14 protein-coding genes are annotated in these 16,569 nt (G+C 55.9%); 3 read left to right on the top strand and 11 right to left on the bottom strand.

Annotated features, from left to right (window positions below; translation table 11 throughout):
* Genes paaG through paaA form a run of 7 tightly spaced genes read right to left on the bottom strand, consistent with a single transcriptional unit; the run spans window position 1 to window position 5,128 of the window.
* Entirely contained in the window at window positions 1-789 is a 789-nt protein-coding gene (gene paaG / locus F3J28_RS05560; RefSeq protein WP_166874455.1) for a 2-(1,2-epoxy-1,2-dihydrophenyl)acetyl-CoA isomerase PaaG, read from the bottom strand.
* Window positions 789-1,556: a 2,3-dehydroadipyl-CoA hydratase PaaF gene (gene paaF / locus F3J28_RS05555; RefSeq protein ID WP_166873533.1), complete on the bottom strand. Its 768-nt coding sequence runs from the start codon at window positions 1,554-1,556 to the stop codon at window positions 789-791. Before paaF ends, paaG begins: the two co-directional genes overlap by 1 nt.
* Entirely contained in the window at window positions 1,556-2,623 is a 1,068-nt protein-coding gene (paaE, locus tag F3J28_RS05550) for a 1,2-phenylacetyl-CoA epoxidase subunit PaaE (RefSeq protein WP_166873531.1), read from the bottom strand. Before paaE ends, paaF begins: the two co-directional genes overlap by 1 nt.
* Before the next feature lie 7 nt (window positions 2,624-2,630).
* Window positions 2,631-3,125, bottom strand: a complete 495-nt coding sequence (paaD, locus tag F3J28_RS05545; protein ID WP_166873528.1) for a 1,2-phenylacetyl-CoA epoxidase subunit PaaD — start codon at window positions 3,123-3,125, stop codon at window positions 2,631-2,633.
* Between the two features lie 10 nt (window positions 3,126-3,135).
* Window positions 3,136-3,891, bottom strand: coding sequence for a 1,2-phenylacetyl-CoA epoxidase subunit PaaC (gene paaC / locus F3J28_RS05540; RefSeq protein ID WP_166873525.1), 756 nt, complete (start codon window positions 3,889-3,891; stop codon window positions 3,136-3,138).
* Between the two features lie 8 nt (window positions 3,892-3,899).
* Entirely contained in the window at window positions 3,900-4,187 is a 288-nt protein-coding gene (gene paaB / locus F3J28_RS05535) for a 1,2-phenylacetyl-CoA epoxidase subunit PaaB (protein ID WP_008461407.1), read from the bottom strand.
* 11 nt (window positions 4,188-4,198) lie between these two features.
* Window positions 4,199-5,128 (bottom strand): 1,2-phenylacetyl-CoA epoxidase subunit PaaA, encoded by a 930-nt coding sequence (paaA, locus tag F3J28_RS05530; RefSeq protein WP_166873523.1) that lies wholly within the window; start codon window positions 5,126-5,128, stop codon window positions 4,199-4,201.
* Between the two features lie 284 nt (window positions 5,129-5,412).
* Here paaA and paaZ point away from each other — a divergent pair, with 284 nt between their 5' ends.
* Both paaZ and tynA read left to right on the top strand, forming a co-directional pair.
* Complete coding sequence (paaZ, locus tag F3J28_RS05525) at window positions 5,413-7,458, top strand: phenylacetic acid degradation bifunctional protein PaaZ (RefSeq protein ID WP_166873520.1); 2,046 nt, start codon at window positions 5,413-5,415, stop codon at window positions 7,456-7,458.
* Window positions 7,459-7,832: 374 nt separating this feature from the next.
* Window positions 7,833-10,106, top strand: a complete 2,274-nt coding sequence (gene tynA, locus F3J28_RS05520; RefSeq protein WP_166873518.1) for a primary-amine oxidase — start codon at window positions 7,833-7,835, stop codon at window positions 10,104-10,106.
* 74 nt (window positions 10,107-10,180) lie between these two features.
* On the opposite strand, the gene F3J28_RS05515 is transcribed toward tynA, so the two are convergent.
* Window positions 10,181-10,783, bottom strand: coding sequence for a hypothetical protein (locus F3J28_RS05515; protein WP_166873515.1), 603 nt, complete (start codon window positions 10,781-10,783; stop codon window positions 10,181-10,183).
* 308 nt (window positions 10,784-11,091) lie between these two features.
* Window positions 11,092-11,781, bottom strand: a complete 690-nt coding sequence (locus tag F3J28_RS05510; RefSeq protein WP_166873512.1) for a class I SAM-dependent methyltransferase — start codon at window positions 11,779-11,781, stop codon at window positions 11,092-11,094.
* A gap of 451 nt (window positions 11,782-12,232) precedes the next feature.
* Between F3J28_RS05510 and F3J28_RS05505 the strand changes: the two genes are divergently transcribed.
* Window positions 12,233-13,084, top strand: a complete 852-nt coding sequence (locus F3J28_RS05505) for a hypothetical protein (protein ID WP_166873510.1) — start codon at window positions 12,233-12,235, stop codon at window positions 13,082-13,084.
* A gap of 34 nt (window positions 13,085-13,118) precedes the next feature.
* On the opposite strand, the gene F3J28_RS05500 is transcribed toward F3J28_RS05505, so the two are convergent.
* Window positions 13,119-14,294, bottom strand: coding sequence for an HlyD family type I secretion periplasmic adaptor subunit (locus F3J28_RS05500; protein ID WP_166873507.1), 1,176 nt, complete (start codon window positions 14,292-14,294; stop codon window positions 13,119-13,121).
* Window positions 14,291-16,471, bottom strand: a complete 2,181-nt coding sequence (locus tag F3J28_RS05495) for a type I secretion system permease/ATPase (RefSeq protein ID WP_166873503.1) — start codon at window positions 16,469-16,471, stop codon at window positions 14,291-14,293. Before F3J28_RS05495 ends, F3J28_RS05500 begins: the two co-directional genes overlap by 4 nt.
* Between the last annotated feature and the right edge of the window lie 98 nt (window positions 16,472-16,569).

The following is a 16,569-nucleotide window of genomic DNA, read 5'->3' as shown; positions in this document are numbered from 1 at the left end:
TTATTTCCCCTTAAAGGTGGCCGGGCGCTTCGCCAGAAAAGCAGACACCCCTTCGCGGTAATCTTCGCTGCGGCCAGCCAGGCGCTGATAGTCGCGCTCCAGGTCGAGCTGGGCGTCCAGGGTGTTGATTTCCGAGGCGTAAAGCGCCTGCTTGATAAGCCCCAGGCCAAAGGTCGGCTGGGTGGCAAAGTGCTGGGCCAGCTGGCGGGCGGTATCGCTGAGCTGCTCGTCGTCCACGACCTGCCAAATCATGCCCCAGTCGTGCGCCTGTTCGGCGGTTAGCGTGTCGCCAAGTAACGCCAGCCCCATGGCACGCGCCCGCCCGGTCAGGCGAGGCAAGAACCAGGTGCCGCCGCAGTCGGGCACCAGCCCCAGCTTGCTGAAAGACATAATAAATTTTGCTGAACGCGCGGCGATAACCATGTCGCAGCCCAGCGCCAGCGTAGCCCCGGCTCCCGCCGCCACGCCGTTAACCGCCGCAATCACCGGCTTCGGCAATTTCGCCAGGCGGCGCAGCAGAGGGTTATAAAACGTTTCAACCGAGTAGCCGAGGTCCGGGGCGTCACCGCTTGGGTCAACGTTGCGATCGTTGAGGTCCTGCCCGGCACAGAAGCCGCGTCCTGCGCCAGTGATTAGCAGGCAGCGGATGGTTTCGTCCCGCTCGGCCTGGGTGAGAATTTCCGCCAGTTGGCGATGCATTTCGTCGTTGAAGCTGTTCAGCCGCTCCGGGCGGTTGAGGGTCAGGGTCATCACCCCGTTTTGCACATCGCTGACAATAAAACTCATGATTAACGTCCTTTGAATTCAGCAGGTCGTTTTTCCAGGAAAGCGGCGAGGCCTTCCCGACGATCTTCGGTGGCGGCGAGCAGCGTAAACAGCTGGCGTTCCTGCAGCAGCCCCTGGCTCAGGCCCGTGTTCTGTGCCTGTTGAAGCGCATTTTTGGCGGCCTGCAGCGCCAGCGGCGCATGACGGGCAATACCGGCGGCAAGCTTCTGGGCGTATTCCAGCGTCAGGGCTGCGGGATGCACTTCGGCGACCAGCCCGGCACGTAAAGCCCGATCCGCGTCGATAGCTTCGCCGCTCAGCACCATGCGGTAAGCCAGCGCTTTGCCTACGCTACGAATAAGCCGCTGCGTGCCGCCCGCGCCGGGCATAATCCCCAGCGTAATTTCCGGCAGGCCGAAGCGCGCGTTATCCCCGGCCACGATGATGTCGCTCAGCAGCGCCAGCTCGCAGCCAGCCCCGAGCGCATAGCCGTTCACGGCAGCGATCAGGGGTTTAGGGAAACGCTCGAGACGAGCCCAAAGCTGTGGCCGGGGGTCGTTGAGCGTGGCGGGCATATCCCGGCTGGCCATCTCTTTGAGATCGGCTCCGGCAGCAAAAAAACGTTCGTTGCCGGTAATGACGACGGCACCAATGGCGGCGTCCTGCTGCGCAGCTTCGAGCGCTTCGGCAATCAACGTCAGCAGCGCGTTGTTGAGCGCGTTCCGCGCCTGCGGGCGGTTCAGCGTCAGGGTTAACACCCGGCCGTTTTGCTGGCTAAGAAGTTCGCTCATCACAACCCCTGCGCGTCAAAGTCGAGCACCACGTCGTCGCCCTTCGGCAGCGCCTGACAGCTCAGGACGTAGCCTGCGGCCAGCTGATCCGGCTCCAGGCTGTAGTTGACGCCCATTTCCACTTCGCCCTGCAGCACCTTGCAGCGGCAGGTGGCGCAGACGCCGCCTTTGCAGGCATACGGCAGATCCGCGCCCTGGCGCAGGGCCGCGTCGAGAATGCTTTCGTCCCCGGCGGTCAGGGTAATCTGGCGATCTACGCCGTCCTGGCGCAGGGTAACGGTTTTACCTGCCGCCTGAGCGCGGGAACGGGCACCCGGCGCAATACCCGGCGTGTTGAAATGTTCGAGGTAGATATCCTGAGGCGCGACGCCCATCTCTTTCAGCGCGGTTTCGGTGGCCTGCATCATGCTTTGCGGGCCGCAGATAAACGTGCGGTCAAAGCCTTTGACGTCCAATAGGTGGTCGCCAAGCTGCTTCAGTTTTTCGCCGTCCAGCCGGCCGCTGAGCAGGTCGCTGTCCGACCTTTCCTGACTGAACAGGTAAATCAGCTGCAGGCGCTGCGGGTAGCGATCTTTCAGGTCGGCCAGTGCCTGGCGGAACATCATGCTGGCGCTGCTGCGGTTGCCGTAAACCAGGGTCATGCTGCTTTCTGGCTCGGTGGCGAGCGTGGCGCCGATAATGGCCAGCATCGGCGTGATGCCGGAGCCAACGGCGAGCGCCAGATAGTTGCCGCGGGTTTCCGCTTCCGGCTGGTAGCCAAACGTTCCCTGCGGCACCATCACCTCGATCGACATCCCAGCGGTTAAATCGCTGACCGCATATTGTGAAAAACGGCCGCCTTCAATGGCTTTTACCGCCACGCAGATTTCGCCGGGATCCTCAGAGCGGCAAATAGAGTAGCAGCGGCGCAGCTCTTCCCCGCCCAGCCGGGCTTTCAGCGTTAAATGCTGCCCTGGACGAAAGCGATACTGCCCGCGCAGCGCGTCCGGCACCGCAAAGGTAATCGCTACCGCCTCTGCGGTTTCGGGTTCGATGCGTGCCACTTTCAGGGAATGAAACGTTGTCATGGCATCCTCAAATACATTTAAAGTAATCAAAGGGTTCCCGGCAGCTGTCGCAGCGGTAAAGCGCTTTACAGGCCGTGGATCCGAATTCACTGATGAGCGACGTGTGTTCGCTCCCGCAGCGTGGGCAAGTCACCTGGGCGGCGACCGTCGCGTGGCAGGCATGTCCCTGCGGCGGGCTGATGCCGTATTCGCGCAGCCGGGTTTTAGCCTCCGGCGACATCCAGTCCGTCGTCCAGGCGGGATGCAAAACCTGCCTGATGTGCACCGGGCTCAGCTTTGCGGCTTCCAACGCTTCCCGGATGGCGGCCAGCAAAAATTCAGTGGCCGGGCAGCCGGAATAGGTTGGCGTAAAACCGATATGCCAGCCGTCCGGGCGGTGCTCGACGCTGCGCACCATCCCGAGGTCAGTGATGGTCAGCACCGGGATTTCCGGGTCACTGATTTCACTCAGCAGACGCCAGACATCGCGGACGGCAGCGGGCTGAAGCGTGGCGGTTTGCATCCTCTCCTCCTTACCACTGCTGGTTCGGGTAAGCGCGCTGCAGGTACTGCATTTCAGCCAGCAGCGGGCCGAGGTGTTCGGTGTGTAAGCCTTGCTTACCGCCGGTGCGGTATGGCTGCTCTGCCGGCGCCTGCAGCGAGGCATCGCTCAGTCCGGCGGTCACTTCCTGCAGCCATTCGGCCTTGAGGCTAAGCGGGTCGACGGCGATGCCCTGCTCCGCCAGCATGGTTTCCAGCTCGTCGGCAACGAACATTTCGCCGCTGAAGCGCCATAGTTTGTTTAAAGCACTTTGCGTTTTTGCCTGCGAAAGCTCAGTGCCGTTGCCCAGGCGAACCAGCCAGCCACGGCTGAAGCGCAGGTGATAGCGCACTTCTTTAATGGCTTTGGCTGCGATGGCCGCCAGCTGCGGATCTTTGCTTTCTACCAGGCGGCTGAACAGCGAGACGTGCCACGCGTCCAGCAGGTACTGACGCACCAGCGTTTCGGCGAAATCACCGTTGGGCTGTTCCGCCAGCAGCAGATTGCGGTACTCGCGTTCGTCGCGGCCAAAGGCCAGCCTGTCTTCGTCGAGGTGCTCGCCTTCGCGTTCGGCGGCGTAGGTCAGGAAGTTGCGCGCCTGGCCGAGCAGGTCGAGGCCAATGTTGGCCAGCGCCAGATCAATCTCCAGCTCCGGCGCATGGCCGCACCAGGCGCTCAGGCGCTGTGCCAGCACAAGGCAGGTGTCGGCGAGACGCAGGCTGTAGGTCGCTACAGGATCGAGTGTCATTGGCGGCCTCACATGTGCTCGATGCCGTCAGGCAGCGTGTAAAACGTTGGGTGGCGGTAGACTTTGCTGTCTGCCGGGTCGAAAAATTCCGGGCGCTCTTCCGGCTGGGAGGCGACGATTTCGCTCGCTTTCACGACCCAGATGGAGCAGCCTTCGCTGCGGCGGGTGTAGGCGTCGCGCGCGTTTTCCAGCGCCATCTGGTCGTCGGCGGCGTGCAGGCTGCCAACGTGGCGATGGGACAGTCCTTTTTTATTGCGAATAAAGACTTCATACAGCGGCCAGTAAATTTTGCTCATCTCTTACTCCTTCAGGCGGCGGTGCGGGCCTGTTGTTTTTCGGCATACGCAAGGGCGGCTTCGCGCACCCATGCCCCCTCTTCCCAGGCTTTGCGCTTGGCGGCGAGGCGCTCTTCGTTGCATAAGCCGCGCCCGGCCACCACTTCGTTGAATTCCTGCCAGTCGATGTCGCCAAATCGGTAATGCCCCGTGGCCTCATCGCGATACAGATCGGGATCCGGCACGGTCATGCCCAGCAGCTCAACCTGCGGCACGGTATTGTCGACAAAGCGCTGGCGCAGCTCGTCATTGCCGAAGCGTTTGATTTTCCAGGCGAGGCTTTGGGCGCTGTTCGGCGAGTTGTCGTCGTTGGGTCCAAACATCATCAGCGCCGGCCACCAGAAGCGGTTAATGGCGTCCTGCAGCATCTGGCGCTGTTCGGGGCTGCCGTTCGCCAGCACGGTGCAGGCTTCAAATCCCTGCCGCTGGTGGAAGCTTTCTTCTTTGCAAATTTTCACCATCGCCCGGGCGTACGGGCCATAGGAGGTCCGGCACAGCGCAACCTGGTTAACGATGGCGGCCCCGTCCACCAGCCAGCCAATCACGCCGATGTCGGCCCAGTTGAGCGTCGGGTAGTTAAAGATGGAGGAGTATTTCATCTTGCCGTCCAGCATCTTCTGGTAGATATCTTCCCGGGCGCAGCCCAGGGTTTCCGCCGCGCTGTAGAGGTACAACCCGTGCCCGGCTTCATCCTGCACTTTGGCCAGCAGAATGGCCTTGCGGCGCAGGCTGGGGGCGCGAGTTATCCAGTTACCTTCCGGCAGCATGCCGACGATTTCCGAGTGCGCATGCTGGCCTATCTGGCGGATCAGCGTTTTGCGGTAAGCCTCCGGCATCCAGTCCTGTGGTTCGATGGCGGTTTCCTGCTGGATGCGCTCATCAAAGCGTTCTTGTTCTGTCACGGCATCACCTTATGATTCAATTTAACTCAATAAGCTGCGATATTGCGAATCACTTCATGATTAAAAGTTACAGATAAGTTAACGAAGATCGCAAAGATTACACCGCATGTTTGTGAGGCTTATCACGCTAAATATCGTAAAAATGATATTTATCATTGATATAAATCAATAATAAAAAACACAACCCATCACAATGTTAACAATTTATTAAATTACAGCTTGATTTTTATGATTCATAAAACAAACACTGTAATGATTAAATGCAGTATGTAATGGAGAATGAGATGCAACAGTTAACCAGCTATCTGTCCGGGACGTGGTTTAGCGGCCAGGGAAAAGAAAGAACTATTTTTCATGCCGTTAGCGGCGAACCGCTGTGGCAGGTGACCAGCGAAGGAGCGGATATGGCGGCGGCAAAGCGCTTCGCCATTGCGCAAGGTGGCAAAGCGCTGCAGGCGATGACGTTTATTCAGCGTGCCGCGATGTTAAAAGCGGTGGCTAAGCACCTGCTGGCGCAGAAAGAAGCGTTTTACCAGGTCTCTTACCAGACCGGTGCCACCCGCGCCGACAGCTGGGTAGATATTGAAGGCGGCATCAGCACGCTGTTTGCCTACGCCGGAATGGGCAACCGCGAGCTGCCGGACGACACGCTGTGGCCGGAAGACGAATTGATGCCGCTGTCCAGACAGGGGGGATTCGCGGCCCGCCACGTACTCACTTCGAAGTCAGGCGTAGCGCTGCACATCAACGCCTTTAACTTCCCCTGCTGGGGAATGCTCGAGAAACTGGCCCCAACCTGGCTGGCCGGGATGCCCGCGATTATCAAGCCCGGCACGGCGAGCGCGCAGTTAACTCAGGTGATGGTGAAAGCGATTGTGGAATCAGGGCTGGTGCCTGACGGAGCGATAAGCCTGATCTGCGGCGGCGTGGGCGATCTGTTTGAGCAGCTGGATGAGCAGGACGTGGTGACGTTCACCGGCTCGGCCAGCACCGGCCAGAAGTTACGTTGTCACTCAAATATCGTTGCCCGATCAATTCCCTTCACCATGGAAGCCGACTCGCTGAACTGCTGCGTACTGGCGGAAGATGTCACGCCTGAACAACCTGAATTTGCGCTGTTCGTGCGGGAAGTCGTGCGCGAGATGACCGCCAAAGCCGGGCAAAAATGCACCGCCATTCGCCGGATTATCGTGCCGCAAAGCCGGCTGGGTTCGGTGATTGAAGCGCTGAAAGCGAAACTGGAAAAAATACAGCCCGGCGACCCGGCACTGGAAGGCGTGCGCATGGGGGCGCTGGTCAGCCTTGAGCAGCGGGATGACGTGCAGCGGAAAGTCGACCAACTGGTTGCCGCCGGCTGTGATGTCCTGCTGGGCGGCAAGGCCGATACTGCACAGCCGGGCGCGTTCTTCCCGCCAACCCTGCTGCTTTGCCAACAGCCTGACGAAACGCCTGCGGTGCATGAGCTTGAGGCCTTCGGCCCGGTAGCGACCGTGATGCCATACCGGGATGCCGAACATGCCATGGCGCTGGCTCGCGCCGGTCAGGGCAGCCTGGCGGGGACGCTGGTGACCGCCGATGAGCAAACGGCACGTCACTTTATTCTCGGCGCGGCCCGCGCTCACGGGCGCATTCAGGTGCTGAACCAGGAGTCTGCAGTGGAATCCACCGGGCACGGTTCTCCGCTGCCAATGCTGGTGCACGGCGGCCCAGGCCGCGCGGGCGGCGGGGAAGAACTCGGCGGCCTGCGGGCGGTGAAGCACTATATGCAGCGCACCGCCATTCAGGGCAGCCCGACGATGCTCGCCGCCGTTAGCGGGCAATGGAACTACGGCGCTAAAGTACACGAGGACGCCGTGCATCCATTCCGCAAGCATTTTGAGGAGCTGCGCATCGGGGAAAGTATTCTGACCGCCCGCCGCACCGTAACCGAAGCTGATATCACCAACTTCGCCAACCTGAGCGGCGACCGGTTCTACGCCCATACCGACAAAATTGGCGCGGCGGAGTCGTTCTTCGGCGAGCGCGTCGCGCACGGTTACTTTGTGGTGTCTGCCGCCGCCGGGCTGTTTGTTGACCCAGGCGTCGGGCCGGTGATTGCCAACTACGGCATGGAAAACCTGCGCTTTATCGAGCCGGTAAAAATCGACGATACCATTCAGGTGCGCCTGACCTGCAAACGCAAAACCGCCAAGCCGCAGAAGACGGCGGAAGATAAGCCGGTTGGCGTGGTGGAATGGGCGGTGGATATCACCAACCAGCATCAGCAGATTGTTGCGCGCTACTCGATCCTGACGCTGGTGGCCCGTCTGCACGGTGATGTTGCCTGTTAGGCCTTAAACGTGAGTACGGTCAGGCATCGCGTCTGGTTTTTACCCTCACCCTAACCCTCTCCCTGGCAGGGAGAGGGAATAAATAACGAGTCCCATCGTTTCCCTCTCTGCCACGGAGGGAGAGGGAAGAAACAAATCCCCGCAGGTTGCCTTCCCCCTCTCCCTCTGGGAGAGGGCCGGGGTGAGGGCTGGATTTAGCCCGACGCTCATCGACCCGGAGTCACAATCCTCCCCAATTCCGCATTCTGGCAACCACAGCAAAACACTTGGCAGGGAGCACAAGGGAAGCTCTGGCGGAAGTTGTTATGTTGAATCCGACAGTCTTTATCCAGCACGCACATAACAACACAACGCACTTGTAAGGTGAGAAAGCGATGACAATGAAAACTGGAAAAAAAGCGCTGGCGCTGGCTATTGCGCTCCTGACTTCGGCGGGGATTAACGCCCCCGCTTTTGCCCACGGCGGCGAGGCACATATGGTGCCGATGCAAAAAACGCTGACGGATTTTGGCGCCGACGTCCAGTGGGACGATTACGCGCAGATGTTCACCCTCGTGAAAGACGGTGCCTATGTGAAGGTGAAGCCTAATGCCACCTCCGCCATCGTTAACGGCAAAACGCTGAAGCTTGAAGTGCCGGTGATCTTTAAAGGCAAAACGGCGTTTATCTCCGAAGGGTTTATCAATGAAGTCTTCCAGTCCGGGCTGGATCAAACCTTTGCCGTCGAGAAGAAGCCGCACCCGCTGAACTCTCTGAGCGCCGACGAAATTAATAAAACGGTGGAGATAATCAAAGACGCGGCTGACTACAAGCCGACTATTCGCTTTACCGAAATCTCACTACGCGAGCCGCCTAAAGAACAAGTCTGGAAGTTTGTGATGGACGGCACCAGCGTCAGCCAACCACGCGAGGCGGACGTCATCATGCTGGATGGCCGCCATATTATTGAAGCCACGGTGGATCTGGCCGCCGGGGTAGTTAAGAGCTGGAAACCTATCGAAGGCGCACAGGGCATGGTGCTGCTGGACGATTTTGCCAGCGTGCAGTCAATCATCAACAACAGCAAAGAATTCGCGGAAGCGGTGAAAAAACGCGGTATCAGCGATCCGTCGAAGGTCGTCACAACGCCGTTGACGGTCGGCTATTTCGACGGTAAAGACGGCCTGAAGCAGGATCAGCGCCTGCTGAAAGTGGTGAGCTACCTTGACGTTGGCGACGGCAACTACTGGGCGCATCCGATTGAAAACCTGGTCGCGGTGGTGGATCTCGAGCAGAAAAAAATCATCAAAATTGAGGAAGGCCCGGTCATTCCTGTGCCGATGACGCCCCGCCCTTATGATGGCCGCGACCGGCAGGCCGCCAACCTCAAGCCGCTGGATATCATTGAGCCGGAAGGAAAAAACTACACCATTACCGGCGACACGATTCACTGGCAAAACTGGGATTTGCACCTGCGCCTGAATTCCCGCGTTGGCCCGATTATTTCCACCGTGACTTACACCGACAACGGCACTAAACGGAAGATCATGTATGAAGGATCGCTCGGCGGGATGATTGTGCCGTATGGCGACCCGGACATCGGCTGGTATTTTAAAGCGTATCTCGACGCAGGAGATTACGGCATGGGCACGCTCACGTCCCCTATCGTGCGCGGCAAAGATGCGCCGGCTAACGCGGTTCTGCTGGACGAAACCCTGGCCGATTACACTGGTAAACCCACCACCATTCCGCGAGCTATCGCTATTTTCGAGCGTTACGCCGGGCCGGAATACAAACATCAGGAAATGGGGCAGCCGAACGTTAGCAGCGAACGCCGTGAGCTGGTGATCCGCTGGATCAGCACCGTCGGCAACTACGACTACATCTTTGACTGGGTCTTCCATCAGAACGGCACCATTGGCATTGATGCAGGCGCGACCGGTATTGAGGCGGTCAAAGGCGTGAAGGCCAAAACCATGCATGATGCCACCGCCAAGGAAGATACCCGGTACGGGACGCTGATCGACCATAATATTGTCGGCACAACGCATCAGCACATCTACAACTTCCGCCTGGACCTGGACGTGGACGGCGAAAACAACAGCCTGACCGCGATTGACCCGGTGGTGAAGACAAATACCAGCGGCGGCCCACGCACCAGCACCATGCAAACGAATGAATACGACATCAAAAACGAGCAGGACGCCGCGCAGAAATTTGACCCTGGCACTGTCCGCCTGCTGAGCAATCCGAACAAAGAAAACCGCATGGGCAACCCGGTGTCCTACCAACTGATCCCCTACGCGGGCGGGACTCACCCGGTCGCCACCGGCGCGAAGTTTGCCCCGGACGAGTGGATTTATCATCGCCTGAGCTTTATGGATAAGCAGCTGTGGGTGACCCGCTACAACCCGGATGAGCGCTATTCCGAAGGGAAATACCCGAACCGCTCCGCACACGACACCGGTTTAGGTGCATACAGCAAAGACAATCAGTCGCTTGAAAACACGGACAACGTGGTCTGGCTAACCACCGGCACCACGCATATCGCCCGCGCCGAAGAGTGGCCCATCATGCCGACCGAGTGGGTACATGCCCTGCTGAAGCCGTGGAATTTCTTTAACGAAACGCCAACGCTTGTGAAATCAGAGAATACAGCGAGTAAATAGTACAATTTACGGCGCACCATTTCGGTGCGCCATTGTTTAAATAATAATTTATATATTGAGATTATTTATCTCTTTCATCTCAGGTAATAATGACGATCGGGTTCAATCAATTTAGGCTTTAGGCGCACTCCCTTTGCATTACGAATAGCACCTACTTTATTTACGATGTGTGGCAGCCCGCCAAGAACAAAATATACTTCCTCAAACTCACCATATGCCCATATTTTTCTTTGCGTAATATTAGCCAACTCTTGTGCTACACTGAGCTTGCCTGAGGCCGGTTCAGCCGCCCCCGAATAACAAGCAACTAAATGCAAAGGTCTTTTATCTTTGGCTAAGTCCAGTGAGTGCCTGCGAATAAGATAATAATAGAACTCCCTGGGCGTAAAATGGGTGCTGCGCACGCCAGCACCAACTACTCTAATTCCATCGGTAACAATATTTAACTTTCCATTCATATTACCATGAACCATAATCCCGGGTTCACCCGTACCCAAAAAGTCACTGACATATCCATGTGAGTCTTTAAAGCATTTAATTATTTCAAGAAAAAATGTTTTATAGTGAACTACTGGTTTTGCATTATCAGGATTTAAATTTATCTGCAAATTTTTTTTCAAATCCACCAGATTTAAATTCCCTTGCTGCTGTGACACGTTCTTTTTAAAAAAACTCATGATACTCCTCGGCTTATTTAATTCAAGCGAACTGTGAAGAGTATTGAACCGTGAGATAAAACGCCATATATAACACATTAATTAAGATGTCAGCCTGACTAAAAGCAATCTGAAACCGAAGTTTTTATTCACTGCGAAAGTACTAAAAAGTGGCCAATTATGTCCACCAGGTGGGTGCATGCCCTGCTTAAACCATGGAATTCCTTTAACGAAACGCCAACGCTTCCTAAGTCAGCGGAAATGAGCAGTAAATAAATGAATTGCGGCACGCGACTTCAGCGCGCCGTTTATTTAAGACTAAGTTAAGACTAAGATCTGATTGCCTGCCAGCCGTGAATCAGCAGCGACTGGAAGAATGACGTTGCGCTGGCAAATCCTGCTTCGCGCAGCAGCGCCTCGGTTTGGGCTGGCGGCAACAAAAGCAACCGCTGGTTGAGCTCAGCTTTCACCTCAGAAATATCCCTCTGCCGTTGGGTATAAGCCTGCTGCAGCGCGACCCAGTTTCTTAATTGTCCGTCAAAATCGGGATCCGCCATATCTCCCGCTATTTCAGCGGTAATCAGCTGCCCGGCTGGTTTAAGCCTGTCTCCAATCTGCCGGTAGATCCCATCCCGCTGCGGATGTTGAATAAAATGCGCGACCAGCAAACAGAGTGCAGCATCAAATTTATCCTGTTCGGGAACGTCTTTGACGTGACCTTCAATCAGCCTGCAGCGGTCGCGCAGCCCTTCCCGCTCGAGCTTCTCTGCGCAGACGGCCAGCATATCGGGGGAAGGATCGACCCCGGTAAAACGCCACTCGGGATGCTGCTTTCCCAGCCGGACGATTTCGGTGCCGGTACCTACGCCAACGCAAAGCACTTTCGCCTCCGCCCGAAGATCCCTGAGAAGCAGAGACAGTAAGGCGTACAGGTTGTTAGAGATGTCTTTCAGACGTTCGCTGCTGGCATCGTACTGGCGGGAAAACTCTGCATTAAAAATATCATTTGTGTCGGTCATGATTTCACCTTCTGAAGGGATCCGGGTCTAACATCGGCGATCCGTGAATGAAAACTAAGTAAAAACCGCCATATCATGTAACTTACAATATAACATGATATTGATAATGGAAAGACATTCCGGTCTCCGCTGCAACCTCCCGCTCGCTTGTTTTTCACCCAATACATACCCACGCAGCAAAGCAATAATATTTCCTCTACACGGAAGTATTATTTCCGCAGAAAGTAGAAAAAACCAAATGAGGAAATTAAGCACTTTTAGTTAATAAAAAATCAAAAACAAGAAAAATCAGGATGATGTTTTTTATTTCAAACTACAAATGATATACTCTAAAACGAATTGAACTTGCCATCACCCTATAAAAAGCACGTATAACGTGTATTTTATCTCTGCCTTTAGCAGTCGTTTTATGGGGCATTTGCGCCATAGCTGAATACCGAGAAAAAACAATATGACACGACACAAACTTCAAGACACCATCGAAAAATACAGCCAACAAGTTAAAAAACATCCTCGTTTTCGAGAAGCCATACAGCATCATTATGATCACCTGCTAATCACCTATAAAAAACAACCTCTTTTTTATAAAACCATTCTGCAAAGCTCGCGCTTTCATGTGGTTCTGGCCCTGCTCTGTTTTCACTACGGTGACCGCCAGGCGGTGCTCGCAGACATCAAAGAGTTTTGCGTAAAAATGGGGTTGACCAGCCTGAACACCGTGAATTCTCTGGTCACGCTCCTGCGCATCACCGGCAGAATGACGCTTGAAAAAAGTGAGGACGACCGCCGGGTCCTGCTGTATTCGCCGAGCGTAAAGGGCCTCAATGAAACCCGCAGCTATATGCAAATATCCATCCCTTCATTGAAATTTTTGCTACCGGAAAATGCTCTGTCGTTTCACGCCCTGGAGGATGAAAACACATTTGCGAATTTTTTCCGGCGCAGCGCCAACCTTCTTTTTGACGAAGTCATTTTAAGTCGACTGGTACCCAACAGCGCCATGTTTGTTGATAAAGATGCCGGGCATATCATTATGTTGAGAATATACCTGGGGGCAAAACAGGATGATGATGGCCGCTGGTGGCTAAAGCCTAATTATAATAAAACGTCCAAAGATCTTTTTGTGTCGAGAATGCATCTGAGACGCATTGTTAATTGCGGCATTATGGCCGGATTATTCAGTGAAGACAGTGAAGGCAAGCTCGAAATACACCGAGCCTTTATGGAGACGGCTGAGTCTTATTTTGGATATTATTTTTCCTTTATCATGTACGGTCTGGATATCGACCCGACGATATTTTAAACAACATCAAGCCGGCTTTCGCCGGCTTTTTTGATTATCGTTCTCTGAGCGCTTCCTTTGCTTTATTCAGCGGTTTCAGCAGATAATCGAGTACCGATTTGCTACCGGTTTTAATATCCACGGTGGCAATCATCCCCGGAAATATCGGAAACATTTTGCCGTCCCTGTTTGTCAGTTGGCTGACATCGGTGCGGATGTAAACCCGATAGTAGTAAACATCACGTTTGACCTCATCCTGAATCGTATCCGGTGAAATAGTGGTCACCATGCCCTTTAACCCGCCATAAATCGAGTAGTCATAGGCGGTGATTTTCACCAGTGCCTTTTGGCCGGGATGAATAAACGCCACGTCACGAGGTGAAATTTTTGCCTCAATCAGCATTTGATCGTCCAGCGGAACCAAAGTCATGAGTTTTCCGTTTGGCGGGATGACGCCGCCCACCGTAGTGACCTCAATGCCCTTCACTATCGCCCTGACCGGCGCGGTAAATTTGAGCCGGGTTAACGAATCCTCTCGCCCGCGCATCACTGACCGCTGGGTTTCAATTTCTTCGTTAGTTTTTGCCAGCTCTTCGCGCGCGCGCACGTAATACTGGTTCTGCATTTCGGTAATTTTGTTTTCCAGCTCGTTTTTTTGTCTCTGCAGGCGCAGGACTTCCACGCTGCTGGCGGCCCCCTGTTTAACCAGCGGCTGCGTCATCGCCAGCTCGCGCTGAACCAGCGAAATGGCTTCCCGCAATCCGGCAACGCCTTTTTCAAGGCTGCTCCGGCGCGAGTTATAAAGCGCGGTTTCCTGGCGAACAAGTTCGCTATCTCCGGGTAACATGTCGGGAAAAACCAGCGGCGTGGCGCCCACTTCTGCCTTCAACCGTGCGGCGGTGGCCATCGCCGCATGTAGCCTGGATTCACTCTCCTGCACGCCAGACTCGGTTTTCGTGCGATCAAGCTGCGCAAGGACCTGGCCCTTCTCTACAATATCCCCCTCTCGAACGTCCAGTTTGTAGAGGATGCCGCCTTCCAGGGACTGAATAACCTGCTCGCGAGAGGACGGCACGACTTTGCCAGACCCGGTGGTCACTTCGTCCAGAGTGAAAAAATTTGCCCACAAAACAAAAGTGAGCAGCATCACGCCAAGCGCCCACGCCACCAGGCTTGCTCGCGGAAGCGCCGGCTCTTTCAGTCGGCTGTTATAACGCGTGATGTCGTTCATGCCCGAACCTCCGTGTCACCTGCCGGCTTTAAGGTCGCGGTTCTGCGAGGGGCAGCTTTTTTTTCCATAAGGCCGTGCTGCTGTAAGATTTGGTCTCGTGGACCGTCCATTACGATGCGGCCGTTATCCAGCACGATGATGCGGTTAACCAACTGCAAAATTGGGATGCGATGCGTGGCCACCACCAGCGTGCGGTTGCCGAGCCACGGGCCAAGCTGCTGAATAAGCTGCTGCTCGCTGACTTCATCCAGCCACGCTGTAGGTTCATCCAGTAATAAGATTTGCGGCTGCAGGATCAGCGTTCTGGCCAGCAAAAGTGCCTGCCGCTGGCCTCCCGATAGCCCACTACCGCCTTCGCTTATCGTGTAGTTGAGGCCGTTTTTCTGTTTTTGCACAAATTCCAGCGCCCCGCTTAGCGCCAGCGCCCGGTAGATTTCTTCGTCCGTGGCTAACGGGCGCCCCATGGTGAGGTTGTCACGTATTGAGCCGAAGAATAGCCGCGCCTGCTGGCTGAGCAGATTCATATCGCGCCTCAAATCGGCAGTGTCGATTTGCCCGAGACTGGTGTCGTCCAGCAAAATCTGGCCGTGCTGAGGCGTTTGCATCCCCGCCAAAAGCTGAAGTAGCGTGCTTTTACCCGAACCGTTTCGCCCGAGCAGCGCAATTTTTTCCCCGGCGCGGATCGTCAGGCTGGCAATGTCCAAATCGTTGACCTTCTCTTCTTCATCGTAATAAAACGCCGCGTAGTTAAGCTGGTAGTTCCCCTGCAGGTGGGCTTTATGCACTTTCTTGCCCTGTTCAGGATCGTCCAGCGGGCGCTGCATCAGGTCGTCCAGCCCTTTGCGCGCCACCTTCGCCTGCTGCCAGCGCGAAAGCACGCCGGAAATCTGCGCCAGCGGCGCGATGGTGCGTGAGGCCAGAATAGAAGTCCCCACCAGGGCGCCGGTGGTCATGTCGCCGTTAATCACCAGGTAACAGCCGACGAGCAGCACCACGGCGTAAACGATGGACTGCACTTCCTGCGTCCAGGTCATGAGCAGGCTGGTCAGCCAGCGCTGTTTCATCCCGACCGCCGCGGCAACGTCGTTGGTGTTGTTCCACTGGTTCTGGAACCGCTGTTCGGCGCGCAGCAGTTTAATGTCTTCGATGGACTGGACGGCTTCTACCAGCGTGGCATTGCGAATGGCCGACTCGCGCATCCCCTCATTCGAAAGGTGCGCCAGCGGGCGCTGCACCAGTAAACCGGGGATCAGCAGCAGCGGGATCGCCAGCAGCACAACGAACACCAGCGGGCCGCCTATTAGCCAGAGAATAAAAACAAACAGCAGGAAGAACGGGATATCCGATACGGTGCTGATGGTGGTGGAGGTAATCAGCTCGCGCACAGACTCCAGCTCGCGAATTTGCGAGATAAAGGAGCCGGTAGATTTTGGCCGGGCGCTGTTTTTAATGCGTAACGCCCTGGCAAAAACCCTGTCGGAGATGCGCAGGTCGGCTCTTTTACCGACCACATCGGCAATATGAACGCGCAGCATACGCATAGTAAATTCAAAGAGAATAGCCAGCATGACGCCGCCAAACAGCACCCACAACGTCGGGACCGACTGCGACGGCACCACGCGGTCATACACCTGCATGGAGAAAATCATCCCGGCCAGCGCCAGCACGTTGGCCGCCATCGCCACCAGCATGATATCGCCGTAGCGTTTCCAGTCTTTCAGCGCCAGCGTCCAGAACCAGTTTTTCTGATAGGGCTTCACGTAATCATCGACGCGCGCATCGGGAATTGAATTCAGCGGGCGCAGCACAACCAGGCTTTTTAGCCTTTTGGCCAGCACATCCCGAGCGATCACCGTCTCCAGACCGCCATCGCCGCTAAGCTGCAGGCTTAGTTGCCCGTGATTATCCATATGGGTAACCACCGCTATCTGGCCCCCCTCAAGCTCGGCCACCAGCGGCAAGCGCCACGGGTCGATAAGCGAGACGTCCGCCGGGGCATGACGCATCGCTAAACCAAGCTGGCGGGCCATATCTTCCAGCACCAGCTGCTGGGGGCTTTGGTTTTCCTGGTTAACCACCACGCGGACGTGCTCTTCCGAGAAATCCAGCCGATAGTGGTGCGCGACGGCCAGCATGGCCTGCAGCCAGGGTTCATAGCTTGTATTCGTTGAGGTCATGGTGTTTCACATCCTGCGAAAATGGCAAAAAACGCCTGTGTCGTCCTTTCCGCGGCTTGTTTCATAAACATGTTTTGTACCGGGTAATAAAAATTAAA

Origin of the sequence: Enterobacter sp. Ap-1006 (assembly GCF_011752835.1) — a bacterium.
GTDB lineage: Bacteria > Pseudomonadota > Gammaproteobacteria > Enterobacterales > Enterobacteriaceae > Cedecea.
This window is presented reverse-complemented; position numbering and strand designations above follow the sequence as displayed.

What these genes read in the sequence shown, in the direction of transcription:
- paaF (WP_166873533.1), bottom strand. Translation starts at nt 1,556, where the DNA reads ATGAGCGAACTTCTTAGCCAGCAAAACGGCCGGGTGTTAACCCTGACG.
- paaE (WP_166873531.1), bottom strand. Translation starts at nt 2,623, where the DNA reads ATGACAACGTTTCATTCCCTGAAAGTGGCACGCATCGAACCCGAAACC.
- paaD (WP_166873528.1), bottom strand. Translation starts at nt 3,125, where the DNA reads ATGCAAACCGCCACGCTTCAGCCCGCTGCCGTCCGCGATGTCTGGCGT.
- paaC (WP_166873525.1), bottom strand. Translation starts at nt 3,891, where the DNA reads ATGACACTCGATCCTGTAGCGACCTACAGCCTGCGTCTCGCCGACACC.
- paaB (WP_008461407.1), bottom strand. Translation starts at nt 4,187, where the DNA reads ATGAGCAAAATTTACTGGCCGCTGTATGAAGTCTTTATTCGCAATAAA.
- paaZ (WP_166873520.1), top strand. Translation starts at nt 5,413, where the DNA reads ATGCAACAGTTAACCAGCTATCTGTCCGGGACGTGGTTTAGCGGCCAG.
- tynA (WP_166873518.1), top strand. Translation starts at nt 7,833, where the DNA reads ATGACAATGAAAACTGGAAAAAAAGCGCTGGCGCTGGCTATTGCGCTC.
- F3J28_RS05515 (WP_166873515.1), bottom strand. Translation starts at nt 10,783, where the DNA reads ATGAGTTTTTTTAAAAAGAACGTGTCACAGCAGCAAGGGAATTTAAAT.
- F3J28_RS05510 (WP_166873512.1), bottom strand. Translation starts at nt 11,781, where the DNA reads ATGACCGACACAAATGATATTTTTAATGCAGAGTTTTCCCGCCAGTAC.
- F3J28_RS05505 (WP_166873510.1), top strand. Translation starts at nt 12,233, where the DNA reads ATGACACGACACAAACTTCAAGACACCATCGAAAAATACAGCCAACAA.
- F3J28_RS05500 (WP_166873507.1), bottom strand. Translation starts at nt 14,294, where the DNA reads ATGAACGACATCACGCGTTATAACAGCCGACTGAAAGAGCCGGCGCTT.
- F3J28_RS05495 (WP_166873503.1), bottom strand. Translation starts at nt 16,471, where the DNA reads ATGACCTCAACGAATACAAGCTATGAACCCTGGCTGCAGGCCATGCTG.